Source organism: Affinundibacterium danionis (assembly GCF_042432465.1).
GTDB classification, from domain to species: Bacteria; Pseudomonadota; Gammaproteobacteria; order Burkholderiales; family Burkholderiaceae_D; genus Undibacterium; species Undibacterium danionis.
Genome location: NZ_JBHLXJ010000003.1, coordinates 65,439 through 88,678, shown reverse-complemented (window position 1 = coordinate 88,678; position 23,240 = coordinate 65,439). Strand labels below are relative to the sequence as shown.

31 protein-coding genes are annotated in these 23,240 nt (G+C 45.8%); 22 read left to right on the top strand and 9 right to left on the bottom strand.

Annotated elements, in window-relative coordinates; all coding sequences use genetic code 11:
* Complete coding sequence (locus ACFFJH_RS03190; RefSeq protein ID WP_390210000.1) at positions 1 to 597, top strand: GDYXXLXY domain-containing protein; 597 nt, start codon at positions 1 to 3, stop codon at positions 595 to 597.
* A gap of 92 nt (positions 598 to 689) precedes the next feature.
* Positions 690 to 935 carry a hypothetical protein gene (locus ACFFJH_RS03185; RefSeq protein ID WP_390209999.1) on the top strand — a complete coding sequence of 82 codons (246 nt, stop codon included), beginning with the start codon at positions 690 to 692 and terminating at the stop codon, positions 933 to 935.
* Between the two features lie 216 nt (positions 936 to 1,151).
* Here ACFFJH_RS03185 and ACFFJH_RS03180 read toward each other — a convergent pair whose 3' ends face one another.
* The 3 genes from ACFFJH_RS03180 to ACFFJH_RS03170 all read right to left on the bottom strand — a co-directional run bounded on the left by ACFFJH_RS03180 (position 1,152) and on the right by ACFFJH_RS03170 (position 3,413).
* Complete coding sequence (locus tag ACFFJH_RS03180; RefSeq protein ID WP_390209997.1) at positions 1,152 to 2,321, bottom strand: D-alanyl-D-alanine carboxypeptidase family protein; 1,170 nt, start codon at positions 2,319 to 2,321, stop codon at positions 1,152 to 1,154.
* A gap of 99 nt (positions 2,322 to 2,420) precedes the next feature.
* Positions 2,421 to 3,053 (bottom strand): alpha/beta hydrolase, encoded by a 633-nt coding sequence (locus ACFFJH_RS03175; protein ID WP_390209996.1) that lies wholly within the window; start codon positions 3,051 to 3,053, stop codon positions 2,421 to 2,423.
* 42 nt (positions 3,054 to 3,095) lie between these two features.
* Positions 3,096 to 3,413: a (2Fe-2S) ferredoxin domain-containing protein gene (locus ACFFJH_RS03170; protein ID WP_390209995.1), complete on the bottom strand. Its 318-nt coding sequence runs from the start codon at positions 3,411 to 3,413 to the stop codon at positions 3,096 to 3,098.
* A 174-nt stretch (positions 3,414 to 3,587) separates the two neighbouring features.
* Here ACFFJH_RS03170 and ACFFJH_RS03165 point away from each other — a divergent pair, with 174 nt between their 5' ends.
* Positions 3,588 to 3,842 carry a hypothetical protein gene (locus ACFFJH_RS03165; RefSeq protein WP_390209994.1) on the top strand — a complete coding sequence of 85 codons (255 nt, stop codon included), beginning with the start codon at positions 3,588 to 3,590 and terminating at the stop codon, positions 3,840 to 3,842.
* 52 nt (positions 3,843 to 3,894) lie between these two features.
* On the opposite strand, the gene ACFFJH_RS03160 is transcribed toward ACFFJH_RS03165, so the two are convergent.
* The 6 genes from ACFFJH_RS03160 to ACFFJH_RS03135 form a co-directional block, all read right to left on the bottom strand.
* Positions 3,895 to 5,010, bottom strand: a complete 1,116-nt coding sequence (locus ACFFJH_RS03160; RefSeq protein ID WP_390209993.1) for a VanZ family protein — start codon at positions 5,008 to 5,010, stop codon at positions 3,895 to 3,897.
* Positions 5,011 to 5,117: 107 nt separating this feature from the next.
* Positions 5,118 to 5,759, bottom strand: a complete 642-nt coding sequence (locus ACFFJH_RS03155; protein ID WP_390209990.1) for an ABC-type transport auxiliary lipoprotein family protein — start codon at positions 5,757 to 5,759, stop codon at positions 5,118 to 5,120.
* A 51-nt stretch (positions 5,760 to 5,810) separates the two neighbouring features.
* A complete protein-coding gene (locus ACFFJH_RS03150) occupies positions 5,811 to 6,758 on the bottom strand; it encodes an MlaD family protein (RefSeq protein ID WP_390209988.1) in 948 nt (315 codons plus the stop codon).
* On the bottom strand, positions 6,748 to 7,599 hold the full coding sequence (locus ACFFJH_RS03145) for an ABC transporter ATP-binding protein (RefSeq protein WP_390209987.1): 852 nt from the start codon (positions 7,597 to 7,599) through the stop codon (positions 6,748 to 6,750). Before ACFFJH_RS03145 ends, ACFFJH_RS03150 begins: the two co-directional genes overlap by 11 nt.
* Positions 7,600 to 7,613: 14 nt before the next feature.
* On the bottom strand, positions 7,614 to 8,738 hold the full coding sequence (locus ACFFJH_RS03140) for an MlaE family ABC transporter permease (RefSeq protein ID WP_390210269.1): 1,125 nt from the start codon (positions 8,736 to 8,738) through the stop codon (positions 7,614 to 7,616).
* 176 nt (positions 8,739 to 8,914) lie between these two features.
* Entirely contained in the window at positions 8,915 to 10,768 is a 1,854-nt protein-coding gene (locus ACFFJH_RS03135; RefSeq protein WP_390209985.1) for a phosphoethanolamine transferase, read from the bottom strand.
* 453 nt (positions 10,769 to 11,221) lie between these two features.
* On the opposite strand from ACFFJH_RS03135, the gene rpsL reads away from it, so the two are divergent.
* From rpsL to rpsN, 19 genes are all read left to right on the top strand, one after another.
* On the top strand, positions 11,222 to 11,605 hold the full coding sequence (gene rpsL, locus ACFFJH_RS03130) for a 30S ribosomal protein S12 (RefSeq protein ID WP_186917398.1): 384 nt from the start codon (positions 11,222 to 11,224) through the stop codon (positions 11,603 to 11,605).
* A gap of 177 nt (positions 11,606 to 11,782) precedes the next feature.
* Positions 11,783 to 12,253, top strand: a complete 471-nt coding sequence (gene rpsG / locus ACFFJH_RS03125) for a 30S ribosomal protein S7 (protein WP_186921430.1) — start codon at positions 11,783 to 11,785, stop codon at positions 12,251 to 12,253.
* A gap of 144 nt (positions 12,254 to 12,397) precedes the next feature.
* The gene (gene fusA / locus ACFFJH_RS03120; protein ID WP_390209982.1) at positions 12,398 to 14,503 is read left to right on the top strand and encodes an elongation factor G; all 2,106 of its coding nucleotides are present in this window, start codon (positions 12,398 to 12,400) and stop codon (positions 14,501 to 14,503) included.
* A gap of 84 nt (positions 14,504 to 14,587) precedes the next feature.
* Positions 14,588 to 15,778, top strand: coding sequence for an elongation factor Tu (tuf, locus tag ACFFJH_RS03115; RefSeq protein ID WP_212674894.1), 1,191 nt, complete (start codon positions 14,588 to 14,590; stop codon positions 15,776 to 15,778).
* Between the two features lie 199 nt (positions 15,779 to 15,977).
* The gene (rpsJ, locus tag ACFFJH_RS03110) at positions 15,978 to 16,295 is read left to right on the top strand and encodes a 30S ribosomal protein S10 (protein WP_186892579.1); all 318 of its coding nucleotides are present in this window, start codon (positions 15,978 to 15,980) and stop codon (positions 16,293 to 16,295) included.
* A gap of 358 nt (positions 16,296 to 16,653) precedes the next feature.
* Positions 16,654 to 17,310 (top strand): 50S ribosomal protein L3, encoded by a 657-nt coding sequence (gene rplC, locus ACFFJH_RS03105; protein WP_189347732.1) that lies wholly within the window; start codon positions 16,654 to 16,656, stop codon positions 17,308 to 17,310.
* Positions 17,311 to 17,313: 3 nt separating this feature from the next.
* Positions 17,314 to 17,937, top strand: coding sequence for a 50S ribosomal protein L4 (gene rplD / locus ACFFJH_RS03100; RefSeq protein ID WP_212676796.1), 624 nt, complete (start codon positions 17,314 to 17,316; stop codon positions 17,935 to 17,937).
* On the top strand, positions 17,934 to 18,245 hold the full coding sequence (rplW, locus tag ACFFJH_RS03095) for a 50S ribosomal protein L23 (RefSeq protein ID WP_390209981.1): 312 nt from the start codon (positions 17,934 to 17,936) through the stop codon (positions 18,243 to 18,245). Before rplD ends, rplW begins: the two co-directional genes overlap by 4 nt.
* A 2-nt stretch (positions 18,246 to 18,247) precedes the next feature.
* Entirely contained in the window at positions 18,248 to 19,075 is an 828-nt protein-coding gene (gene rplB, locus ACFFJH_RS03090; protein WP_189347734.1) for a 50S ribosomal protein L2, read from the top strand.
* Between the two features lie 10 nt (positions 19,076 to 19,085).
* Positions 19,086 to 19,361 carry a 30S ribosomal protein S19 gene (gene rpsS, locus ACFFJH_RS03085; protein WP_186917405.1) on the top strand — a complete coding sequence of 92 codons (276 nt, stop codon included), beginning with the start codon at positions 19,086 to 19,088 and terminating at the stop codon, positions 19,359 to 19,361.
* A gap of 1 nt (position 19,362) precedes the next feature.
* The gene (gene rplV, locus ACFFJH_RS03080) at positions 19,363 to 19,692 is read left to right on the top strand and encodes a 50S ribosomal protein L22 (protein WP_186892585.1); all 330 of its coding nucleotides are present in this window, start codon (positions 19,363 to 19,365) and stop codon (positions 19,690 to 19,692) included.
* Positions 19,693 to 19,701: 9 nt separating this feature from the next.
* Positions 19,702 to 20,532, top strand: coding sequence for a 30S ribosomal protein S3 (gene rpsC / locus ACFFJH_RS03075; RefSeq protein WP_189347736.1), 831 nt, complete (start codon positions 19,702 to 19,704; stop codon positions 20,530 to 20,532).
* Between the two features lie 2 nt (positions 20,533 to 20,534).
* Positions 20,535 to 20,954, top strand: coding sequence for a 50S ribosomal protein L16 (rplP, locus tag ACFFJH_RS03070; protein WP_186892587.1), 420 nt, complete (start codon positions 20,535 to 20,537; stop codon positions 20,952 to 20,954).
* 13 nt (positions 20,955 to 20,967) lie between these two features.
* Entirely contained in the window at positions 20,968 to 21,159 is a 192-nt protein-coding gene (rpmC, locus tag ACFFJH_RS03065; protein ID WP_186892588.1) for a 50S ribosomal protein L29, read from the top strand.
* Positions 21,159 to 21,431 (top strand): 30S ribosomal protein S17, encoded by a 273-nt coding sequence (rpsQ, locus tag ACFFJH_RS03060; RefSeq protein ID WP_186892589.1) that lies wholly within the window; start codon positions 21,159 to 21,161, stop codon positions 21,429 to 21,431. The genes rpmC and rpsQ overlap by 1 nt, the downstream gene beginning before the upstream one ends.
* Positions 21,432 to 21,688: 257 nt before the next feature.
* Positions 21,689 to 22,057, top strand: coding sequence for a 50S ribosomal protein L14 (gene rplN / locus ACFFJH_RS03055; protein WP_006464924.1), 369 nt, complete (start codon positions 21,689 to 21,691; stop codon positions 22,055 to 22,057).
* Between the two features lie 9 nt (positions 22,058 to 22,066).
* Positions 22,067 to 22,381, top strand: a complete 315-nt coding sequence (gene rplX, locus ACFFJH_RS03050) for a 50S ribosomal protein L24 (protein ID WP_390209977.1) — start codon at positions 22,067 to 22,069, stop codon at positions 22,379 to 22,381.
* Between the two features lie 3 nt (positions 22,382 to 22,384).
* Positions 22,385 to 22,924, top strand: a complete 540-nt coding sequence (gene rplE / locus ACFFJH_RS03045; protein ID WP_189347740.1) for a 50S ribosomal protein L5 — start codon at positions 22,385 to 22,387, stop codon at positions 22,922 to 22,924.
* A gap of 7 nt (positions 22,925 to 22,931) precedes the next feature.
* Positions 22,932 to 23,237: a 30S ribosomal protein S14 gene (gene rpsN, locus ACFFJH_RS03040; RefSeq protein ID WP_189347742.1), complete on the top strand. Its 306-nt coding sequence runs from the start codon at positions 22,932 to 22,934 to the stop codon at positions 23,235 to 23,237.
* Positions 23,238 to 23,240: the final 3 nt, after the last annotated feature.

Sequence of the window (23,240 nt, the reverse complement as noted above, 5' to 3'; positions counted from 1 at the left end):
ATGTCACGATCAGTAGATAATATGAACGCTAATTTCAGCGCCAAAGTGAGCCTACGAGCCATCATCGTTGCGCTGGCGGGATTGTTAGTATTACTTGCGGTGAATTGGTCTATCATGCAGCGCGAACACTTGTTGCGTGAGGGACAATTGGTTTTATTGGAATTGGCTCCGGTTGATCCACGTTCATTAATGCAAGGTGATTATATGGCTTTGCGTTTTAAAATTACCGATGAGGCTTTTCCGAATTCGCGTTGGGGATTACGTCCTAGGCAGGATGGGGCCGCGGAACCTGAATTTCCTGTCGATGGCCATCTGGTGGTGACGGTGGATGAACATGGTGTCGGCCATTTTCAGCGTATTGCTCGTGCTGGTGAGGTGCGCAAATCGGGTGAGATTTTATTGCGTTATCGAGTGCGTAACGATCAAGTTAAGTTCGCAACGAATGGCTACTTCTTCGAGGAGGGGCAAGCACAAACTTATGAGCAAGCGCGTTATGGCGCATTTCGTGTAGCAGAGAACGGAGACATGATTTTGACCGCCATGCACGGGCTTGATTATGCTTTGTTGAAAAATAAAATGAAACAAGACAATAAGTGAAAGTAGCGCTCTTTATTAGTCATGTCATCAGTGTGCAACTAGCGATGAGTCGTGGATGAGCGATCTTAATATAAGAAGATAGAGGAAAGAGAATGCCGAAAAATTTGCAAAAGCAGTGGTGGTTTATGTTTCCTGTGACTTTTATTTCTGGTTACGCCGCCTTTTTATTGGTGCAAGCCGCAGGCATTGGTGGTTTGGAAACGGTGGCGCAAATGTTGGTGTTTGCCTTGTGTTTTGCGGCGCTACGTGCGGGTTTGCAGTTTGTATCGTGGTTGGCGATCGTCGCGTTTTTGCCTAAGTTGGCGAAGTCGGTCATTGGTCAAGAGGGTGCTAAATAATACTAGGAAATAGTGCTAGGAAATTGTGCTAGGAAATTGTGCTTTAGATTGATACTGGAATCGTATATCTTTATTGAACTTTACGAGCTTTATCAAAGGTGATTTTCAGCGTATTTTCAGCATATTTTCAACATATTTCGCGCCAATAAAAAAGCCCGCAACAGTCGATAGCTGTTGCGGGCTTTTTGTGATTTAGCTCAAGTTTGCGCTAAATACTTATTTGAACCATAAACGTATCGAGTCCCAAGCACGACCAAAGATGCTGGCTTGACTGACTTCTTCTAAGGCCAGAACAGGAAACTCAGCGACGGGTTTGCCGTCTAACATCATCTTCATGGTGCCCACTCGGCTGTTCGCAGCGATAGGTGCCACCAATGGGTCTTTACGTTCTAATGCGGGTTTCATACGAGCCGCGCTACCCTTAGGTAAAGTGACGTATAAATCTTGATTAAAGCCGATTTTCACTTGACCTTGGCTGCCTTTCCAAACATCAGGCGTCGCGATAGGCGCACCTTTTTCATACAACTTAACCGTATCAAAATTCAGATAGCCCCAGTTTAATAATTTTAAACTTTCTTGTGCACGGATTTGATCACTTTTGGTTCCAGTCACGACTGAGATCAGGCGGCGTTGGCCTGTGCCATTAGGACGAATCGCGGAGGAAATTAAACAATAACCTGCCGCTTCTGTGTGACCTGTTTTCATACCATCAACCGTTGGGTCTAGCCATAACAGGCGATTGCGATTCGCTTGTGTGATTTTGTTGTAGGTGAAGCTTTTGGTTGAGTAATAGGTTTTGTAATAGTCTGGATGATCGGCGATCAGACGTGAAGCCAAAATGGCTAAGTCATAAGCTGTAGAAAAATTATCTGGACTAGGCAGGCCGTGTGAATTGGCATAGCGGGTGGATTTCATACCAAGGCGCGCAGCTTCGCGATTCATTTGTACGACGAACGCATCTTCACTGCCTGCGACCGCTTCAGCTAAAGCGACCGAGGCATCATTGCCTGATTGCACGATTAAACCATATAGCAAATCGCCAATGCTGACCGGTGTTGCAGGGTCAATAAACATTTTGGAACTACTGGAATCCACTTTCCAAGCGCGCGTAGAAACGGTGATTTGTTGAGCTAAATCCAGACGTTTTTCTTTCAGCGCATTAAATACTAAATACGCGGTCATAATCTTGGTCAGCGATGCCGGTTCAATTTGCAAAGTGGCATTATCTGAATTGATAACCTGATTGCTGGTCGCATCCAAAAGTATCCAGGACTTGGCTTCAATTAATGGTTTTGGCAATGTTTGTGCTTGCGCATTAGACAAGGTAGTTAATGCAACAGCAGCCAGTAGAACGGATGCCAGAAGTGAAGAAAGTGTTTTTTTCATGAGGAGTAAAACGTAAATACAAAAATTAAAAAACGGAAAACGAAAATTGACTAACTGTGGTTGTAAATGTAGTTGTAGATGAGCTTAGTTCAGTTTAGTTTAGTGCCACAGATCACTGATAATCTTTTTAATATGCGGCAAACGACGATGGAAAAAATGATCTGCGCCTGGAATCACTACAACCGGAATATCCTGCGGCCTGAGCCACTCAAATACGGCTTGTAAAGGGATCGTATCGTCCAACTCACCATGGATCAAAATGGTGTCAGCAGGAATATCAGGCATCGCCCATTTGCCCGCAGCCGCGCCCACCAAAACTAAACGTTGAACAGGAATGCCTGCGGCGCTTAAACGTTGATGCAAACGGGATTGCACAAAGGTACCGAATGAGAAACCACTTAATACCAAAGGTAAATCGGGGAAACGCTGACGCATGTGCTGCAATAGCGTTTCCATATCGTCGGTCTCACCTATGCCTGCATCGTGTACGCCTTCTGATTTGCCGACGCCACGAAAATTCATGCGCACGGTGATATAACCAAGTGAGACAAAAGTACGTGCTAAAGTTTGTGCGACTTTATTCTCCATGGTGCCGCCAAACAAGGGATGGGGATGCGCGACTAAAGCCAAGCCAGTCGGTTTGCTAAACAGTTCGGTATCAGGGGTATTGACAGCGCATTCTAACTGACCGGCATTGCCTGGAATTAAGAACTGCTCGGTATGTATATTCATAGTGATTCAGTTTTTTAAATGCTTATTTTTAAACGCGGATTCTTAAACTTTAAGGCGCTCAACCACGCCGCCGCCAATCAGGTCAACGTCGATGATTTCATCGATATCGCTTTGATCGACATAAGTGTACCAAGTGCCTTGTGGGTAAACTACGAGCACCGGGCCTTGCTCGCAGCGATCAAGACAACCTGCTTTGTTGATACGGATCTTGCCTGCACCATTTTGATCTAGCTGCTTGATACGACGTTTTGCATGTTCTTGTGCTGCTTGCGCGCCGCGTTCGGCACAGCAAGGACGGCCATCATCACGTTCATTCATGCAGAAGAACACGTGTTTCTTGAAATAGAGATTGTCAGACATGAGAAGTTTCGAAAAAAAACTATAAGGGAGGAAAGAAGACGCTATGATACAACGATTGGCGTGTTTTCTCTGGTGATAGGAGAAATTCTTATACGCGATTTCAAGCGCGTTCGGTCTTAGTAGATCAAATTGCCTATCGTACAGATAGTTCTAATTCAGAAAGGAAAATCAACCATGTTGGATCGCAAATGCTTGTCGTCTTTGGTGTATTTGAGTTGTGCATTGATATTAGTTGCCTGTGGCAAATCGAATCAGCCCTCCGCATCGGCCAGCGCTTCTAGTGTCGCTAATGCGGCGTCTAAACCGACTATACAAGTGATAGAAGATCAGCGTCAGCAATTGGAAAAAGCCAAGCAAATTGCTAAAGACGCAGAAACCGCTGCCGCGGCGCAAAAGCAGGCGCTGGATGCGGTCGGTGAGGGTAAGTAGGCGAGCTGGCGTAAGGGCTGGATAATTTTGTTTACTGGCTTGAACTGCGAGCTTACAAATTTCGCTCAGTAGGTCGGGAACCGACTAAGTACCATAAGGCGATAAATGGCCAGACTACAGATAGAAACTGCGCAGCACCATAAAAATTCAACATTTTCCCTTGCACCATGGTTTGCAAGGTATGCAAAAAATAAGGATTGCTAGGGATTAGATTCACCATCAATAAGCTTAAACTTAACAACAAGATGGCCAAACGTCTTTGTGCATGATTGGGGGCGAAGGAAAATCCATACAGCATAATCGCGCTGATCAAAATACCGCCTTGAGCGCTAGGCGTAAGCCATAAAAAGGCATTCTCAGGTTGGAACATCAGAGCACTGGATAATGCACGCACTGCCACGCTGGCTACCAGTAGCAGGCTGGCTAATATCATTTTGGGCGCTCGACGATTGAGTAAGGACAAGCCAATCAAAATGGCGCCGCTACAACCGCAGGCGGTAATGATAGTCTCAGATAACAGATACATTTCGGGACTCAGCTCTATATCGTTACGTAAGACGGCGCTGAGGTCGATGCTGACATCTAAATAATCTTCACACCACAAAGAAATGATGGGCAAAATTTGCCCATGACCGAACAAAAACGCATGTGGAAAAATTTGCGCCAATGGCCATAAGCCGATAACGACTAATTCGCGTGCGGAATTGGGATAAAGCCACTGTGTTCGGAGTTGGTGCAATCTGCCACTTTCTAAAATAAACGGCAGTAAGCAAACGCCGATTAGTGCACCCAGCAAGCAGCCGCCAGCATTGGTAATCAGATCCAATAGTGAAGTGACGCGCGAGGGGAGAAAATATTGCACGCTTTCCATCAGCAGACTCATGGCACATCCGCCTAAGGTCGCGAGCAGCAAAGACCAGCCGCGCGCAATGACGGGATACAGCGAGAATACGATGAGCACTCCTAGCGGCATATAACCCAAAACATTCACAATGGCATCAAACTGTGACCAGTAACGCGGCCATTGAGAAATCTGCGCACTAAATGCGGCGATATTTTCAAATTGCCAGCCTGAGAAGGGATACAAGCTGGCGTACACGATCAAAACTGCGTAGGCAAACAAGCAGGCGCGAGAAAGGGGCGATGCAGTATGGTCTTGGGCGGACACTATAGGGCGTATATAAATGGAATCAATCGTTAGGTTAAAGCTGAGCTAAAGGCAGCATCGCTCTTTTACCTGGTTCGTTTTATAGGGAAAATTATTCACCATAAGACTCATTTTAATTGAGTCTGTAGCCAAGTAATTAGTTCCGTAATGAGCTGATCGCTGACTTGTGGCATAGCGCGCGCTGCGCCTGCCGCGTCAGCGCTGGTGGTATTGAGTTGAGCGGTAAATACCTTTTGCGCAATAAGCTTCTTATTATTGATTAAGCTCGCGCGCCAGCGCAGCTGGACTTGACTATGCGTTGGAGTTGGAAAGTGTTGCGTAAATTCTTCCAGATCAATTCGGAGTGTGGGTAGCCCGGCAATCCCGTCGGCGCTAGAACTGACCGCGCCACCTTCTTGATTGATACGCGCCATCATTCTTTGTTTCAGTAATTGCGCCGGCGGCATGCTCCAGCGACTATTGGCATAGGCGCGTAGTTCTTGTGGATGGTCATACAGTAGCCGGTACAACATAGCTGAACCATCTAGGCTCATCGGCACCTGAATATCGGCTAGATTGAGTTTGAGCGTTGTGAGTTGTTGGTTCGCGGGCGGTGGCGCGATGTTGCTACCGAAGTCGTAGCTGCGTTGTACTTCGTTGCTGGCGCAAGCGCTTAGGAGTAGCAGCAATAGCAACAAAGAGGTGCCGATCAGCATGTTGAGTGTGTACCTAAATTTTTGTGTTGAGGATAAAGTCGATTGATTCATCATGGAGTCATCCTGATTAATGGGGTATCGGAGTATCAGAGTGCCGGAGTATCACTATTGTTTATTCGTACCGGAAGGATTAAAACCTGCTTCGCCCGGCCCTGGCGTCGCAGGTTTTGCGCCAAATAATAAACTCTGAGGGCGTTCGTTAAAATTATCGCTCGTTCGATGAATGCTACGTAGCGTGCCACGTGCGTCTTGTATTAAACCATGCATAGCTGGCAGCGTTTCGTATTGTAAGCTGGTGCTTAACTCTTCCACGTTTTTAGACAGGCGGTTGATACTGCCATTTTCGCCTTGTAAGTTGTTGATCAGATTGTTCAGATTGCTACTGGTTGCTTTGGCATTATCGGAAAACTGTTTGAACGCCAATGCACTGTCGCGCGCTTGTTGTAGCGTTTGCGGTAAGGCATTGAGTGCCGGATCGAGTTTGGCTGGCAGCGCTTCCCACGCAGCTGCGGTGCGACCAATTTGATTGACCGCATTCATTAGGGATTGTTGATTATTTGGATCTAATAAGGTATTTAAGCGCTTACTCAATTCTTCGGTTTGACCTAAGATCGCCAGGCCGTGTTTTTCGACTTCTTGCAATAGTCCGGGGCGCAATGGTATGAGGGCACCCAGTCTGGCGTCTTTGACGATGGCGGCGGGTTTGCTGCCGTCATCGTCCAACTCTATATAAGCGATGCCAGTAACACCTTGGTAGCCGAGTGTGGCGTAAGTCGATTGAGTAATTGGTGTATCTGACACGATGTCCAGATTTAATATTAATTGTCCGGGTACTTTAGTATCAAAATCGATGTCCGTGACTTTGCCGACTTTAATCCCTTTATAACGAACCGCCGCTTGAATGTTGAGACCTGACACCTTTAAAGGCGTCGCTATGGTGTACGGCGTGCGTTGAATCTCGTCTTTACCTAACCATAGTGCCAGTAAGCCTGCCATTATCGCTAAACCTATCGCAAACACGCCAGCGATCAGCGCGTGAGATTTACTTTCCATAATGAACTCCGGTGTTCGTATCCCGTGGGGACGAGGTGCTGCTTGTGTGGGGTGATAATACTTCCATAGCGCGCATACCGCGGCCACCACGGAAATAAGTTTGGATAAACGGATGTGATACTTGCACTACTTCTTGCGCATTACCTATCGCGATCATTTTCTTGTCGGCGATCACACCGATGCGTGAGGAGAGGGCGAATAAGGTATCGAGATCGTGTGTGACCATGACCACCGTCAGATGCAATGATTGATGTAAGGATTGAATCAGACTAACAAAACTGTCGGAACTGTCAGGATCTAAGCCGGCAGTTGGTTCATCCAAAAATAATAACTCAGGGTCGAGTGCAATTGCTCGCGCTAAGGCAATACGTTTAATCATACCGCCTGATAAATCGGCCGGCATTTTTTTCGCATGCTCAAAGCCGATACCGGACATGTGTAATTTGAGGTAAGCGATGTCCATGATCAGTGACTCGGGTAGCACACCCAATTCGCGTAAAGGCTGCGCGACATTCTCAATCACGTTCAACGCAGAATATAAAGCACCATGTTGAAATAACATGCCAGAACGACGGCGCAGGTGGTGTAGGTGCTGCTTTTCTGGAGCGTGAATATCCTCGCCAAATACTCTAATGACGCCACGTCTAGGTGTTTCCAAGCCAAGTATTTGACGCATTAAGACCGTTTTGCCCGAACCTGAGCCGCCTACGATAGAGAAAATTTCGCCACGTTGAATTTGTAGATTCAAATCTTGATGAATCACAGTACGTCCGAATTGAGTGCACAAATGCGCAATATCGATGATATGTTCATTGTTGTCAGTGTTGGCGGACGTGGTCATGATGTTGGCTGAATCTAATAGGCGATATTGCTGAATATGACGGCAAAAAACGCATCGGCAATAATGACACTGGTGATAGAGACCACCACGGAGCTGGTCGTGCCTTGTCCTAAACTCTCGGTATTGGGTTTAATCCTCAAGCCATAGTGGCAAGAAATCAGTGCAATTAAAATGCCAAACACAACACCTTTGCCCAAACCTATCCAATAATTTGCCAAGCTGACGGCATCGGGTAATTTATGAAAGAAAAATCCCGGTGACATATCAAGAATGACTTGCGCTGAGATCGCGCCACCGATCAGTGCCATGATATCCGTCCAGATGACGATCATCGGCATAGTGAAAGCTAACGCTATCACTTTTGGCATGATGAGTCGAAAACCGATAGGAATACCCATGACACGCATGGCATCCAATTCTTCCGTCACTTTCATCACGCCCAATTGCGCTGTGATCGCTGAACCCGAGCGCCCTGCAATCAGGATCGCAGCCAGCATAGGCCCGAGTTCGCGAATGATGCTGATTCCTAGTAAATTGACGATAAATAAATCACCACCGTAACTGCGTAGTTGCTGCCCTGATAAATAAGATAAAACGACACCGATTAATAAGCCGACTAAAGCGGTAATAGCTAAGGCTTGAAATCCAGTACGATAGATATTGGCAGAAATTTCTTTCCACGGGCCTTTGGTTGGGTGGCGCGCAAAACGAGCCAAGTCAATCACCAACTGACCTATCAGTTCTGTGATGGCAATGACATGCAGTGCAAAATTCAGCGCTAAGCCACCCAAGCGCCCAAAAGGAAGGCGGGCCGCTTTTTGCGGTGCGGGGATCGCAATTTTCTGTAACTCTTCCAAGCGCGCAAAGAGGCTGCGGTAATTTTCTTCTAGCTGTAATTTTTCTGGAAAGCGCTTTCCCCAGGTTTGCCACAGCAATTGAGCACCGATATGATCGAGTGCCGTCAGTCCGGTCAAGTCCCAACTCAAGTTGGGCTTAGCTAGCAGACCGGCAAGCAGCGTACTGAGCTTGCGCATGGTGGTGGGTTCTGCCAGCATGTCGGTTAGCCAAGCGCCATGTACTTGGACAGTGGGCTCGTCATTAGCGGAGATAAGCAAGGTGGGAGTAGTGTCGCGACGCATAGTGCAAGTGTAAGGCACAAATTGCTCTACGGGCAATTTTAGTTGTGAGGAAAAACCTGAGTTTCCTCAACTCTCGTTTGTTTAGCTAACTTAAAGCGAACTTAAAGCTCACTTTAAGTTGTCTGCTAGGCGGGCATGCGCTGATTTTGCAGTAGCGCATTATCCGTGCCGTGAGCTTATTTTTCTTGGGTTAAAGGTGTCTTGTTATCAATGACTTCACGGCAATCGCCTTTCAAATACGAGTCATCATAATTGCTCCACCCATAGCTATCGACATAGCGCGTGTGGTATGTCCATTGTGGACTGAAAACACTGCGACTTAATTTTTCATCGGGATAGCGTATATCGACCATATCAAGTACCGAATGGAAGACGTTTTCAGTGCTTAGTTTGGCATTCTGGTGGGCTTTCAACTGTTGAATTTTGTCTGGATGTTGTTTGGCATATTGATCGGAATACCAGACAAATGCGGGAATATGAAATTCAAATTGTGTGTTGTGACCGTGAAAAGCCAAATTGCAAGTGCCGTCATATAAAGTTTGACCATGGTCTGAGACGTACCACAGCGCGCTCATATGGGGTAATACTTTCAATTGTTGAATCATGCGAGCTAAGATCCAATCGGTGTACAGAATAGAATTGTCATAGCTATTGTTGATAGCTTCTTTATTCTTGAGGTCGGTGTACGCGGGATTGCTAACGCCGTACAAGGATGGCTTCCATTGATCATAAGCCTGCGGGTAGCGATGACTGTAGTTCCAGTGATTGCCTAAGGTGTGCAGCACAATCAATTTATTCGGCGCTGAGTCATCTAATGCATTTTGTAGCGGTGTTAATAGGATCTGATCGTAGCTCGATTGGTTGGTAAAACCGCCCAGGTTTAGAAATTGCGTTACGTCGGCTTCCTTCGCAATGACCGAAGTGGGAGTATCAAACTGACCAAAGCTCATTTGATTAGAAATCCAAAAAGTTTTGAATCCGGCTTCTTTGTAGGCGCTTAAAAATGATTTTTCTGAGAACCCTGCTTTTAAGCTCTGTGCCGCGGGTTTGCGGGTGGTGATAATGGGAACGGATAATCGGGTAGCGGCCACTGCTGTAATCATGTCACTAAAATTGACCAAATTAGCTTCTTGGCTCAGATACGGATTGGTTTCGCGCTGGTAGCCATTGATGCTCCAGCGGTCATAGCGAGCCGATTCGCCAATGACGACCACGATGGTTTGTTGGAAATCATTTCCAGATGCTTGTCGTGCGTGAAACAGGAATTCACGACTTTGGTCGCTGAGCTTGGATAAATAACGACGTTCTTTATAAAAATCCGTGCCACGTAATAAGATTCCTAAGGGCCAACTACGAGCAAAGCTTTCCTCGTCATATAGCGCTTCTGCCCAATTGGGCAAAGGCGGCTGTCGTGCCAGATAGTTTTCTATATCCAACCAAGTGCGCAATTGCCAGATCGTTTGGTTCCCAACGCTACTGTTACCGTCGTTGGCATTGTTGCTAGTGCTGATATTATCCGATGCGGATGCGCTTGCTACACCGACTTGCGCACCATAAGTCCAGCAAAGTAGGCAAGCGGCCAGCGCTGACAAAACGATCCAGCGGGAGCTATGTTGCCAAGTTAGGCGGGTTTCATGTTTTGCCGATTGTAATAAGCTCCACCACCAAAGCAAGATGAATGTTGCGATAGCGAATAATAGCCATACTTTATTTCCTAGAAACTCTAATGCTTCTTTCGGACTGGTTTCAGTAATAATGCCTAAATGATGGGTAGAAATGCCCTGTCCATAATATAAACGTAAGTAAATTTCTATCGGCATGGCCAAGAATGCCGGAAGTAAAACATAGTGAAACCAACGAGGTTTTTGGAAAACCGCCCACAGTCCTAACCACGATAAAGCTTGATAAGCCAGAATTCGCCAGCCATGGTCGGGCGACTTACCCAAAAGGGTACTAAAAAACGCTAAACAACTAAGTAAAAAGTAGCTGCCGAGTAAATAGGGTTTGGAAAAACGTTGCAGAAAGTACATAGAAATAATGTTGCCTCAGAATGGATGGGTAAGGCGACCAGCTCTATGAGTTTGTGATCTGGTAAAACCTGACGTCTGATTGGATAATTCAATTAACCGAGAATGGCTAGTATTTTAGCGTTGATGGCGAGCATTGGTTGAACCTTAGACAAGTAAGCACACTAATTTGAATCTGGTGTCCTATCACCGTTAGAGTTTTTCATATCCTCACACCACGCTAAGTCGTTGTTTCCATTGTTTTTCATTGACTTTGCTTGGAATAAAGGTGTACACTCGCGAGTTCTCGATTTTATATAGTTTATTCTTACGCACTGCCAATTTGCATTTAAGTATGTGTGCAGGTGTAAATATTCGAGGGCTTGTATATTTTTACGAGTACATATATAGATTTAAGTGCCCGGGCAACCGTTTCCGGGCGTGTGTTTAACGTTGTATTTTGTTGGATTAAAAACGATGCCAACCATCAATCAACTGATTCGCCAACCACGCGTTTCCGCAGTGGTTAAGAGCAAATCTCCGGCGCTGGAAAACAGCCCGCAAAAACGTGGCGTATGTACCCGCGTTTATACGACAACTCCAAAAAAGCCTAACTCGGCTTTGCGTAAAGTTGCCAAAGTACGCTTGACCAACGGTTTCGAAGTTATTTCGTATATCGGCGGTGAGGGCCATAACTTGCAAGAACACAGCGTAGTTTTGATTCGCGGTGGTCGTGTAAAGGATTTGCCGGGTGTGCGTTATCACATGGTTCGCGGTGCTTTGGATACTCAAGGCGTTAAAGACCGTAAGCAAGCTCGTTCCAAATATGGTTCTAAGCGCGCTAAAGCAGTTAAGAAGTAATTTTTTAGTTCGCTAAAAATTCTTTGTAACTTGCTTGTAAATTAAACTCAGTAATATCTCCGTAATTCGGAAAGGTGTCGGTCTCGAATGAGCCGAGTAAGTGGTGGCTATGATGGCTTACCGCGAGCGTTGATAAGTTGTTATCGGCCGCTCAACTGAAGATTGAAAGGAATTGAAATGCCACGTCGTCGTGAAGTCCCGAAACGGGACATTTTGCCGGATCCAAAATTCGGTAATGTAGAAGTATCTAAGTTCGTTAACGTGTTGATGTTGTCTGGCAAGAAGTCTGTTGCTGAAGGCATCATTTATGGCGCGTTTGATCACATCCAATCTAAATCTGGTAAAGATCCATTGGAAGTGTTCGCAACTGCAATTAACAATGCTAAGCCATTGGTTGAAGTTAAATCCCGCCGTGTTGGTGGTGCTAACTATCAAGTTCCAGTTGAAGTTCGTCCAGTTCGCCGTTTGGCTTTGTCTATGCGTTGGTTGCGTGAAGCAGCGAACAAGCGTAGCGAAAAATCCATGCCACAGCGTTTGGCTGGTGAGTTGTTGGAAGCCGCTGAAGGTCGCGGCGGCGCAATGAAGAAGCGTGATGAAGTGCATCGTATGGCAGAAGCCAACAAAGCCTTCTCCCACTTCCGCTTCTAATTTATTTAGGCTTTGCGTTAAAAGTGAGAGACCATTGTATGAGATATTTACAGTGGTTTTTCCAGGTATATTGAATCAGGCCGGGCGTGATTTCTTCTTGAAAATTGCGCTCGGTTTTGTCCATTAAAAGATTTAGGAATAGCTATGGCCCGTAAGACCCCCATTGAGCGCTACCGTAATATCGGTATTTCGGCTCACATTGATGCAGGTAAAACGACAACGACAGAGCGCGTATTGTTTTACACAGGCGTAAATCACAAAATTGGTGAAGTTCATGATGGCGCAGCAACCATGGACTGGATGGAGCAAGAGCAAGAGCGCGGTATTACTATTACTTCCGCCGCGACCACTTGCCACTGGAAAGGTATGGCGAATAACTTCCCAGAACACCGCATTAACATTATCGATACGCCAGGCCACGTTGACTTCACGATTGAAGTTGAGCGTTCCATGCGTGTATTGGACGGCGCTTGCATGGTTTACTGTGCGGTCGGCGGCGTTCAGCCACAATCTGAAACAGTTTGGCGTCAAGCTAATAAGTACAAAGTCCCACGTTTGGCATTCGTCAACAAGATGGATCGTACTGGCGCGAACTTCTTCAAAGTTTACGATCAAATGCGCGCGCGTTTGAAGGCGAATCCAATCGCAATCCAAATTCCAATCGGTGCGGAAGATAATTTCCAAGGTGTGGTTGACTTGGTCAAGATGAAAGCAATCATCTGGGATGAAGCTAGTCAAGGTATGAAATTTGACTACCGCGATATTCCAGCGGAATTGGCTGATCAAGCTGCTGAATGGCGCGAGAAAATGGTTGAAGCAGCTGCTGAAGCCAGTGAAGAATTGATGAACAAATACCTCGAAGAAGGTGATTTGTCTGAAGAAGAAATCAAGAAGGCATTGCGTCAACGTACGATCGCTTCTGAAATCGTTCCAATGATGTGCGGTACTGCGTTTAAAAACAAAGGCGTACAAGCGATGTTGGACGCGGTTATCGAATACTTGCCATCTCCAGTGGATATTCCACCAGTGGCTGGTACGGATGAGGATGATCAGCCTACAACACGTAAAGCAGCTGATGATGAAAAATTCGCAGCTTTGGCGTTCAAGATCATGACGGATCCGTTCGTTGGTCAATTGATTTTCTTCCGCGTTTACTCCGGTACGATCAATTCTGGCGATACAGTGTACAACCCGATCAAAGGCAAAAAAGAACGCCTTGGTCGTATTTTGCAAATGCATGCTAACCAACGTGAAGAAATCAAAGAAGTTCGCGCTGGTGACATCGCTGCTGCAGTTGGTTTGAAAGATGCGACAACAGGTGAAACATTGTGTGATCCAGCGTCTATCATCACTTTGGAAAAAATGGTTTTCCCAGAGCCAGTTATTCAACAGGCTGTTGAGCCAAAAACCAAAGCTGACCAAGAAAAAATGGGCCTGGCTTTGAATCGTTTGGCGCAAGAAGATCCATCTTTCCGCGTGAAAACTGACGAAGAATCTGGTCAGACTATCATCGGCGGTATGGGTGAGTTGCACTTGGAAATTATCGTTGACCGTATGAAGCGTGAGTTCAACGTGGAAGCAACTGTTGGTAAGCCGCAAGTTGCGTACCGCGAAACAATTCGTAAAACATGCGAAGAAATCGAAGGTAAGTTCGTTAAACAATCTGGTGGTCGTGGTCAATACGGTCACGTTGTCTTGAAAATCGAACCACAAGAACCAGGTAAAGGTTTTGAATTCGTTGACGCGATCAAAGGTGGTACAGTTCCACGTGAATATATCCCTGCGGTTGAAAAAGGTGTTATTGAAACATTGAACTCTGGTGTGTTGGCTGGTTACCCAGTGGTTGATGTTAAGGTCACTTTGTTCTTCGGTTCTTATCATGACGTTGACTCCAACGAAAATGCTTTCCGTATGGCTGCTTCGATGGCGTTTAAAGATGGTTGCCGTAAGGCGAGCCCAGTTATTCTGGAACCAATGATGGCAGTTGAGGTGGAAACGCCAGAAGACTACGCTGGTACAGTGATGGGTGACTTGTCTTCACGTCGCGGTATGGTTCAAGGTATGGACGAAATCCCAGGTGGTGGCGGTAAGATCATTAAAGCAGAGGTGCCATTGTCTGAAATGTTTGGTTACTCGACTTCATTGCGTTCTGCAACACAAGGTCGCGCGACTTACACAATGGAATTTAAGCACTACTCTGAAGCGCCGAAGAATGTTATCGACGCTATCGTAACTGCTAAAGCGAAGTAATCTAAATCGGAAATGCAGCCTTCATTGCTTGCCGTGATGAAGGCTGATTATTAATCTAATCGTTCTTTTTGAAGGAAGAATAAAATGGCAAAAGGTAAGTTCGAACGCACCAAGCCGCACGTAAACGTCGGTACAATTGGTCACGTGGATCACGGTAAAACGACATTGACAGCAGCGATTGCGACAGTATTGTCAGCAAAATTCGGCGGCGAAGCAAAGAAATACGACGAAATCGATGCAGCTCCAGAAGAAAAAGCACGTGGTATTACAATTAATACAGCACACGTAGAATACGAAACAGCGGCGCGTCACTATGCACACGTTGACTGCCCAGGCCATGCTGATTATGTTAAAAACATGATTACTGGTGCTGCTCAGATGGACGGCGCGATCTTGGTTTGCTCCGCAGCAGACGGTCCAATGCCACAAACACGTGAGCACATCTTGTTGGCTCGCCAAGTTGGTGTTCCATACATCATCGTATTCTTGAACAAATGCGACATGGTTGATGACGCTGAGTTGTTGGAATTGGTTGAAATGGAAGTTCGTGAATTATTGTCTAAATACGAATTCCCAGGCGACGATTTGCCAATCATCCAAGGTTCTGCAAAATTGGCGCTCGAAGGCGACAAAGGTCCATTGGGCGAAGAAGCAATCATGAAATTGGCTGATGCGTTGGATTCTTACATCCCAACACCTGAACGTGCTGTTGACGGCGCATTCTTGTTGCCAGTGGAAGACGTATTCTCTATTTCTGGTCGTGGTACAGTTGTTACTGGTCGTGTTGAGCGCGGTATCATCAAAGTTGGCGAAGAGATCGAAATCGTTGGTATTAAAGACACAGTAAAAACAACATGTACTGGTGTTGAAATGTTCCGTAAATTGCTCGACCAAGGTCAAGCAGGCGACAACGTAGGTGTATTGTTGCGCGGTACAAAACGTGAAGATATCCAACGTGGTCAAGTTTTGGCTAAACCAGGTTCAATCAAGCCACACAGCCACTTCACAGGCGAGATCTACGTTTTGTCTAAAGATGAAGGTGGTCGTCACACACCATTCTTCAACAACTATCGTCCACAGTTCTACTTCCGTACAACGGACGTAACTGGTTCGATCGAGTTGCCGAAGGATAAAGAAATGGTGATGCCAGGTGATAACGTATCTATCACTGTTAAGTTGATCAACCCGATCGCGATGGAAGAAGGCTTGCGCTTCGCTATCCGTGAAGGTGGTCGTACTGTTGGTGCGGGTGTTGTTGCTAAAATCATCGAGTAATATATTTTGAATTAAGCTCTGAAGTTTGATCTTGAGTAATCACGATAAAATTTAGAGAAATTTAAAATTTGGTGTACACTAGTCGGCTGTCGTGCTTTTTTTAGTGCGACAGCCGTTTTGTTTTAGCGGTCGTAATAAGCGCTCTTTGTTAAAAATGCCACATTCACTACATCGTGGCTCGTTCTTTACAGGAAATATCATGTCTACAGCAAATCAAAAAATCCGTATTCGCTTGAAAGCTTTCGATTACAAATTGATCGACCAATCAGCTTTGGAAATCGTAGAAACAGCTAAGCGCACCGGTGCTGTTGTTAAAGGCCCAGTTCCTTTGCCAACACGTATTCAACGTTTCGACGTATTGCGTTCCCCTCACGTCAACAAAACTTCCCGTGATCAATTCGAAATCCGCACGCATCAGCGTTTGATGGATATCGTTGATCCTACAGATAAAACTGTTGACGCATTGATGAAGCTCGACTTGCCAGCTGGTGTCGACGTAGAAATCAAATTGCAATAATTGCTAACTCGATAAATCCAATTCTGGGGCGCAGCACCGCGTTGCTTGTCCTCGCAATGCCAAAGTATTGCTGCGGGAAGTGCCTTGTTCTGCATCCCCATAATTGAATTTCTCAAGCCAGCTTTCGATGTGCTGAAAAGATTTTGAAAATAGTAAGAATCGTTTTAAGTGCTAAGAAAAAAACTGACATACCATAATTTTTTTCATTTTCAAATAAATTTTTCTTGTAAGTGGAAATTATTCGGGTTAAAATCGAAGGCTTAAATTTTGATAGGCTTTGGCTTGTCTATTTTTAAGTTTTAAAAGTAAGTTTCTAAACATCAGCCTCACCCAATCGTAGGTGAGAATGGAGAAAACAATGAGCTTGGGCCTAGTTGGTCGCAAGGTTGGTATGATGCGTATCTTTACTGAAGACGGTGATTCAATTCCAGTCACAGTATTAGACGTGTCAAACAACCGCGTGACACAAATCAAAACTCCTGAAACAGACGGTTACTCCGCTGTTCAGGTGACATTCGGTCAGCGCCGTGCATCCCGTGTAACTAAAGCGGCTGCCGGTCACCTCGCAAAAGCGGGCGTGGAAGCTGGTACTGTCTTAAAAGAATTCCGTGTTGACGCTGCTAAAGCTGCTGAACTCAAAGCAGGCGATGTTGTGCCTGTTGGCTTGTTCGAAGCTGGTCAAAAAGTCGACGTGCAAGGTGTGACAATTGGTAAAGGCTATGCCGGTACTATTAAGCGTCACCACTTCGCATCCGGTCGTCAAACGCACGGTAACTCACGTTCACATAACGTACCTGGTTCTATCGGTATGGCGCAAGATCCTGGTCGCGTTTTTCCAGGTAAGCGCATGACTGGTCACTTGGGTGATGTTACGCGTACTGTGCAAAATCTTGTTATCGCTCGTGTAGATGCTGATCGCCAATTGTTGTTGGTGAAAGGTGCTATTCCAGGTGCGAAAAACGGTCAGGTGATTGTATCGCCAGCTGTTAAAGTTAAAGCAAAGAAGGGGGCTTAATCTATGGAACTGAAGCTCCTAAATGCAGAAGGTCAAGCTGCTTCTAATGTTGCTGCGCCAGATACTATTTTTGGTCGTGATTACAATGAAGCTTTGATTCATCAAGTTGTTGTTGCTTACCAAGCGAATGCTCGCAGTGGTAACCGCAAACAATTGGGTCGTGATGAAGTTCACCATACAACCAAGAAGCCATGGCGTCAAAAAGGTACGGGTCGTGCTCGTGCTGGTATGTCATCTTCCCCATTGTGGCGTGGAGGCGGGCGCGCTTTCCCTAATTCTCCTGATGAGAACTTCTCTCACAAAGTTAACAAGAAGATGTATCGCGCAGGTATCTGCTCGATCCTGTCTCAGTTGGCGCGTGAAGGTCGTTTGAATGTTGTTGACAGTATGACTGTTGATGCACCAAAAACTAAGTTGTTGTCTGAAAAATTGAAGACAATGGGTTGCTTGGATTCAGTATTGATTATCACTGAAGACTTCAACGAAAATTTGATGTTGGCTGCTCGCAATCTGGTTAACGTATTGGTTGTTGAGCCACGTTATGCTGATCCAGTTTCTTTGGTGTTCTACAAGAAAGTGTTGATCACTAAAGCGGCCTTGACAAAGATTGAGGAGATGCTGGCATGAGCGTAATCAAGCATAGTGAAGAACGCCTGATGAAGGTGTTGCTGGCTCCGGTGATCTCTGAAAAAGCAACTATGGTTGCAGAGAAAAACGAGCAAGTTGTGTTCCTGGTAACGCCAGATGCAACTAAGCCAGAAATCAAGGCTGCTGTTGAGTTGCTGTTTAAGGTTCAGGTTGAATCTGTGCAAGTAGCTAACCGCTTGGGCAAACAAAAACGTACTGGTAAATTTAATGGCCGTCGCAATCATACAAAACGCGCTTTTGTCTGCTTGAAACCAGGTCAAGAAATTAACTTTACCGAGGGGGCATAAGCATGGCACTCGTTAAGATGAAGCCAACCTCACCAGGTCGTCGTGGTATGGTTAAAGTGGTAACTGAAGGCTTGCATAAAGGCCGTCCGTTTGCTGCTTTGTTGGAAAAGAAAAATAAAACTGCTGGTCGTAACAACAACGGTCATATCACTACACGTCATATCGGCGGTGGTCATAAGCAGCATTATCGCGTAGTCGATTTTAAACGTTCTAAAGATGGTATTCCTGCAAAAGTTGAACGCATTGAATACGATCCTAACCGTACAGCGCACATTGCTTTGTTGTGCTATGCGGACGGTGAACGTGCATACATCATTGCATCTAAAGGTATGGCTGCTGGTGATCAGATCATGAATGGCTCTCAAGCGCCAATCAAATCTGGTAACTGTTTGCCAATCCGCAATATCCCAGTTGGTACAACTATGCATTGCGTAGAAATGTTGCCAGGTAAGGGTGCGCAGATTGCTCGTACTGCAGGTGCTGGTGTGGTATTGATGGCTCGCGAAGGTACATACGCTCAAGTGCGTTTGCGCTCTGGTGAAGTGCGTCGTATCCATATCGAATGCCGTGCAACTATCGGTGAAGTCGGTAACGGTGAGCATAACCTCCGTAAAATTGGTAAAGCTGGTGCGATGCGTTGGCGCGGTGTTCGCCCAACAGTTCGCGGTGTTGTCATGAATCCTATCGATCACCCACACGGTGGTGGTGAAGGTAAGACAGCGGCGGGACGTCATCCAGTTTCTCCATGGGGTCAGCAAACTAAGGGTAAGAAGACACGTCGCAATAAGCGTACGACTTCCATGATCGTCTCACGCCGTGGCAAGAAATAAGGGGTAACACATGACACGTTCAGCTAAAAAAGGGCCGTTTTGTGACGCCCATTTGGTAAAGAAAGTCGAAGCTGCGCAAGCAACTAAAGACAAAAAGCCAATCAAAACTTGGTCACGTCGTTCGACTATCATGCCTGATTTCATCGGTCTGACAATCGCTGTGCACAATGGTAAGCAACACGTACCAGTGTACGTTTCTGAAAACATGGTAGGCCATAAATTGGGCGAATTCGCATTGACTCGCACATTTAAAGGTCATATCGCGGATAAGAAAGCGAAGAGATAATATGGAAACCAAAGCAATATTGAAGGGTGTACGTCTGTCCGAGCAAAAAGGTCGCTTGGTTGCAGACTTGATCCGTGGTAAGAAAGTCGATCAAGCATTAAACATCTTAGCTTTCAGCCCGAAAAAAGGCGCAACAATCATCAAGAAAGTGTTGGAATCCGCAATTGCGAATGCCGAACACAATGATGGCGCTGACATCGATGAATTGAAAGTGACGACGATTTATGTCGAAAAAGGACCAATTTTGAAGCGCTTTACAGCGCGCGCAAAAGGTCGTGGTGATCGTATCTCTAAACAATCCTGTCACATTTATGTGACTGTTGGTAACTAAGGAGTCACGATGGGACAGAAGATACATCCAACCGGTTTCCGTTTAGCGGTAACACGTAATTGGTCTTCTCGCTGGTATGCAGGCAATGGTAACTTTGCCTCTATGTTGAGCGAAGACATCAAGGTACGTGATTACTTGAAAAAGAAACTGAAAAATGCATCAGTAGGTCGTATCACTATTGAGCGTCCAGCTAAAAATGCACGTATTACTATTTACAGCTCCCGTCCAGGCGTTGTGATTGGTAAAAAAGGTGAAGATATCGAATCCTTGAAAGCGGATTTGGGTAAGATTATGGGCGTGCCTGTGCACGTAAATATCGAAGAAATTCGTAAGCCAGAAATCGATGCGCAATTGATCGCTGATTCTATCTCTCAGCAACTTGAAAAACGTATCATGTTCCGTCGCGCGATGAAGCGTGCGATGCAAAATGCAATGCGTCTCGGTGCTAAGGGTATCAAGATCATGTCTAGTGGTCGTTTGAACGGTATCGAAATCGCACGCAAAGAATGGTATCGTGAAGGCCGCGTGCCTCTGCATACATTGCGCGCTGATATCGACTACGGTACAAGCGAAGCTTCTACGACATACGGTATTATTGGCGTTAAGGTATGGGTTTACAAAGGCGATCGTTTGGCTAATGGCGATGCACCTGTAATCGAATCCGCACCAGAAGACGACAAAAAACGTCGTGGCCCACGTCGTGAAGATGGTAAGCCAAACAGCCGTCCACGTGCGAAGCGCCCTGAAGGTCAAACTCCAACTGGTGCAGCACCAGCAGCTAAACGTGTTCGCACAAAAGCAGCTGATGGCGCAGTATCAGCTGAGAAAGCAGGAGAATAATCATGCTGCAACCAGCACGCAGAAAATATCGTAAGGAACAAAAAGGCCGCAACAAGGGTATTTCCCATGATCGTGGTACAGCAGTTTCCTTCGGTGAATTTGGTTTAAAATCAATTGCACGTGGTCGTATTACTGCACGTCAAATTGAAGCTGCACGTCGTGCTATGACTCGTCATATCAAACGTGGTGGCCGTATCTGGATTCGTATTTTCCCAGATAAGCCAATTTCTCAGAAGCCAGCTGAAGTTCGTATGGGTAATGGTAAAGGTAATCCAGAGTACTACGTTGCCGAGATTCAACCTGGCAAGATGTTGTACGAAATGGATGGCGTTGATGAAGCGCTGGCACGCGAAGCTTTCCGCTTAGCAGCTGCTAAATTACCATTGTTGACAACGTTTGTCGTACGTCAAGTCGGCACTTAATAGGGAGTTGTAAATGAAAGTATCTGAACTCCAAGGCAAAGACTCCGCAGCTTTGACGAAAGAATTGAATGATTTGTTGAAGGCACAATTCAGCTTGCGTATGCAAATCGCTACGCAACAACTGAATAACACTTCGCAACTCAAAAAAGTTCGTCGTGACATCGCCCGAGTTAAAACAGTCATGAATCAGAAGGATGCCAAATAATGAACGATCAAGTTAAAGTTGCACTGAAGCGCACATTGATTGGCAAAGTTGTTTCCGACAAGATGGATAAAACAGTGACAGTCTTAGTTGAGCGTCACGTTAAACATCCTTTGTACGGTAAGATCATTGTGCGTACAGCGAAATACCATGCACACGATGAAGCGAACCAAGCAAAAGCCGGTGATACAGTCGAGATTCAAGAAGGTCGTCCAATCTCCAAAACAAAGGCTTGGACATTGACTCGCGTTGTACAAGTTGCGCCAGTTTTATAAAAGTTGTTGCAGTAATCGTTTTTTGATGTAATAATGATGGGCTGTCATTTGCAAAGCATGCGAATGACAGCCTAAATGTCTCTCAGGTCAGTATTTTGAGAGTGGTTAAAAAATCGTCCACCTAATCGGTTGACTCGTGTGTTGTTATTTGTGCTTCTAAGGGCGTCTGACAATAAATGGGTTGGCTGGCGGGACCAAGACTGACTACAGATTTGCAATGTGCGGATTGTGTGGATTAAGTTGGGAAAGAGAACAATATGATTCAAACAGAAAGCCGGCTAGAAGTGGCTGACAATACTGGTGCGCGCGAAGTTTTGTGCATTAAAGTGTTGGGCGGTTCTAAGCGTCGTTATGCAGGGATCGGTGACGTTATTAAGGTCACAGTGAAATCCGCTGCTCCACGCGGTCGCGTGAAAAAAGGTGAAATTTACAATGCGGTTGTGGTTCGCACTGCTAAAGGTGTACGTCGTCAAGATGGCTCTTTGGTGAAGTTCGACGGCAATGCTGCAGTGTTGTTAAATGCAAAGCTCGAGCCAATCGGAACACGTATTTTCGGCCCAGTTACACGCGAATTGCGTACTGAGCGTTTTATGAAAATCGTTTCGCTTGCTCCTGAAGTGCTGTAAGGGGTCGTGATGAATAAGATTCGTAAAAACGACGAAGTCATCGTCTTGACGGGTAAAGACAAAGGTAAGCGCGGTCAAGTGCAGCAATGCATCGACAGTGAATACGTTGTTGTAGCGGGCGTGAATGTTGCTAAAAAAGCGACTAAGCCTAACCCAATGACTGGAGCAGTTGGTGGTATCGTTGATAAATTGATGCCGATTCATGTTTCCAATGTTGCGTTGTTTAACGCTGCATCTGGTAAAGCAGACCGCGTAGGTTTTAAAGTTGTGGATGGCAAAAAAGTCCGCGTCTATAAATCTACTGGCGAAGTTGTGAAGGCGTAAGTCATGGCCCGTCTACAAGCATTATACAAAGATAAAATCGTTGCAGATTTGACTGAGAAATTCTCTTACAAGTCTCCAATGGAAGTTCCTCGCATCTTGAAAATCACCCTGAATATGGGTTTGTCCGAAGCGATCGCTGATAAGAAAGTTATCGAGCACGCTGTTGGCGATTTGACGAAGATTGCAGGTCAAAAACCTGTCGTAACTAAAGCACGTAAAGCGATCGCTGGTTTCAAAATCCGCGAAGGCTATCCAATTGGTTGTATGGTCACCTTGCGTGGTGCTCATATGTACGAATTTTTGGATCGTTTCGTGACTGTAGCTTTGCCACGTGTTCGTGATTTCCGCGGCGTTTCTGGTCGCGCATTTGACGGTCGTGGTAACTACAATATCGGTGTTAAGGAGCAGATCATTTTTCCTGAGATCGAATACGACAAGATTGACGCGTTGCGTGGTATGAATATTAGTATTACTACGACAGCTAAGACCGACGAAGAAGCAAAAGCGCTTCTCGCCGCATTTAAATTTCCGTTCAGAAACTGAGGTCGCCATGGCAAAATTGGCACTGATTAATCGTGAGCAAAAGCGTGCAGATTTGGTGAAGAAATTCGCTGGCAAACGCGCCGAATTGAAGGCCATCATTGATGACCAATCAAAAACTGAAGAAGAGCGTTATTTAGCTCGTTTGAAGTTGCAGGCATTGCCACGTAATTCTAATCCGACTCGTCAACGCAATCGCTGCACTTTGACAGGTCGTCCACGTGGCACATTCCGTAAGTTTGGTTTGGGCCGTATTAAAGTCCGTGAATTCGCCATGCGTGGTGAAATCCCGGGTATGACTAAAGCTAGCTGGTAATAG

What these genes read in the sequence shown, in the direction of transcription:
- ACFFJH_RS03190 (WP_390210000.1), top strand. Translation starts at nt 1, where the DNA reads ATGTCACGATCAGTAGATAATATGAACGCTAATTTCAGCGCCAAAGTG.
- ACFFJH_RS03185 (WP_390209999.1), top strand. Translation starts at nt 690, where the DNA reads ATGCCGAAAAATTTGCAAAAGCAGTGGTGGTTTATGTTTCCTGTGACT.
- ACFFJH_RS03180 (WP_390209997.1), bottom strand. Translation starts at nt 2,321, where the DNA reads ATGAAAAAAACACTTTCTTCACTTCTGGCATCCGTTCTACTGGCTGCT.
- ACFFJH_RS03175 (WP_390209996.1), bottom strand. Translation starts at nt 3,053, where the DNA reads ATGAATATACATACCGAGCAGTTCTTAATTCCAGGCAATGCCGGTCAG.
- ACFFJH_RS03170 (WP_390209995.1), bottom strand. Translation starts at nt 3,413, where the DNA reads ATGTCTGACAATCTCTATTTCAAGAAACACGTGTTCTTCTGCATGAAT.
- ACFFJH_RS03165 (WP_390209994.1), top strand. Translation starts at nt 3,588, where the DNA reads ATGTTGGATCGCAAATGCTTGTCGTCTTTGGTGTATTTGAGTTGTGCA.
- ACFFJH_RS03155 (WP_390209990.1), bottom strand. Translation starts at nt 5,759, where the DNA reads ATGATGAATCAATCGACTTTATCCTCAACACAAAAATTTAGGTACACA.
- ACFFJH_RS03150 (WP_390209988.1), bottom strand. Translation starts at nt 6,758, where the DNA reads ATGGAAAGTAAATCTCACGCGCTGATCGCTGGCGTGTTTGCGATAGGT.
- ACFFJH_RS03145 (WP_390209987.1), bottom strand. Translation starts at nt 7,599, where the DNA reads ATGACCACGTCCGCCAACACTGACAACAATGAACATATCATCGATATT.
- ACFFJH_RS03140 (WP_390210269.1), bottom strand. Translation starts at nt 8,738, where the DNA reads ATGCGTCGCGACACTACTCCCACCTTGCTTATCTCCGCTAATGACGAG.
- ACFFJH_RS03135 (WP_390209985.1), bottom strand. Translation starts at nt 10,768, where the DNA reads ATGTACTTTCTGCAACGTTTTTCCAAACCCTATTTACTCGGCAGCTAC.
- rpsL (WP_186917398.1), top strand. Translation starts at nt 11,222, where the DNA reads ATGCCAACCATCAATCAACTGATTCGCCAACCACGCGTTTCCGCAGTG.
- rpsG (WP_186921430.1), top strand. Translation starts at nt 11,783, where the DNA reads ATGCCACGTCGTCGTGAAGTCCCGAAACGGGACATTTTGCCGGATCCA.
- fusA (WP_390209982.1), top strand. Translation starts at nt 12,398, where the DNA reads ATGGCCCGTAAGACCCCCATTGAGCGCTACCGTAATATCGGTATTTCG.
- tuf (WP_212674894.1), top strand. Translation starts at nt 14,588, where the DNA reads ATGGCAAAAGGTAAGTTCGAACGCACCAAGCCGCACGTAAACGTCGGT.
- rpsJ (WP_186892579.1), top strand. Translation starts at nt 15,978, where the DNA reads ATGTCTACAGCAAATCAAAAAATCCGTATTCGCTTGAAAGCTTTCGAT.
- rplC (WP_189347732.1), top strand. Translation starts at nt 16,654, where the DNA reads ATGAGCTTGGGCCTAGTTGGTCGCAAGGTTGGTATGATGCGTATCTTT.
- rplD (WP_212676796.1), top strand. Translation starts at nt 17,314, where the DNA reads ATGGAACTGAAGCTCCTAAATGCAGAAGGTCAAGCTGCTTCTAATGTT.
- rplW (WP_390209981.1), top strand. Translation starts at nt 17,934, where the DNA reads ATGAGCGTAATCAAGCATAGTGAAGAACGCCTGATGAAGGTGTTGCTG.
- rplB (WP_189347734.1), top strand. Translation starts at nt 18,248, where the DNA reads ATGGCACTCGTTAAGATGAAGCCAACCTCACCAGGTCGTCGTGGTATG.
- rpsS (WP_186917405.1), top strand. Translation starts at nt 19,086, where the DNA reads ATGACACGTTCAGCTAAAAAAGGGCCGTTTTGTGACGCCCATTTGGTA.
- rplV (WP_186892585.1), top strand. Translation starts at nt 19,363, where the DNA reads ATGGAAACCAAAGCAATATTGAAGGGTGTACGTCTGTCCGAGCAAAAA.
- rpsC (WP_189347736.1), top strand. Translation starts at nt 19,702, where the DNA reads ATGGGACAGAAGATACATCCAACCGGTTTCCGTTTAGCGGTAACACGT.
- rplP (WP_186892587.1), top strand. Translation starts at nt 20,535, where the DNA reads ATGCTGCAACCAGCACGCAGAAAATATCGTAAGGAACAAAAAGGCCGC.
- rpmC (WP_186892588.1), top strand. Translation starts at nt 20,968, where the DNA reads ATGAAAGTATCTGAACTCCAAGGCAAAGACTCCGCAGCTTTGACGAAA.
- rpsQ (WP_186892589.1), top strand. Translation starts at nt 21,159, where the DNA reads ATGAACGATCAAGTTAAAGTTGCACTGAAGCGCACATTGATTGGCAAA.
- rplN (WP_006464924.1), top strand. Translation starts at nt 21,689, where the DNA reads ATGATTCAAACAGAAAGCCGGCTAGAAGTGGCTGACAATACTGGTGCG.
- rplX (WP_390209977.1), top strand. Translation starts at nt 22,067, where the DNA reads ATGAATAAGATTCGTAAAAACGACGAAGTCATCGTCTTGACGGGTAAA.
- rplE (WP_189347740.1), top strand. Translation starts at nt 22,385, where the DNA reads ATGGCCCGTCTACAAGCATTATACAAAGATAAAATCGTTGCAGATTTG.
- rpsN (WP_189347742.1), top strand. Translation starts at nt 22,932, where the DNA reads ATGGCAAAATTGGCACTGATTAATCGTGAGCAAAAGCGTGCAGATTTG.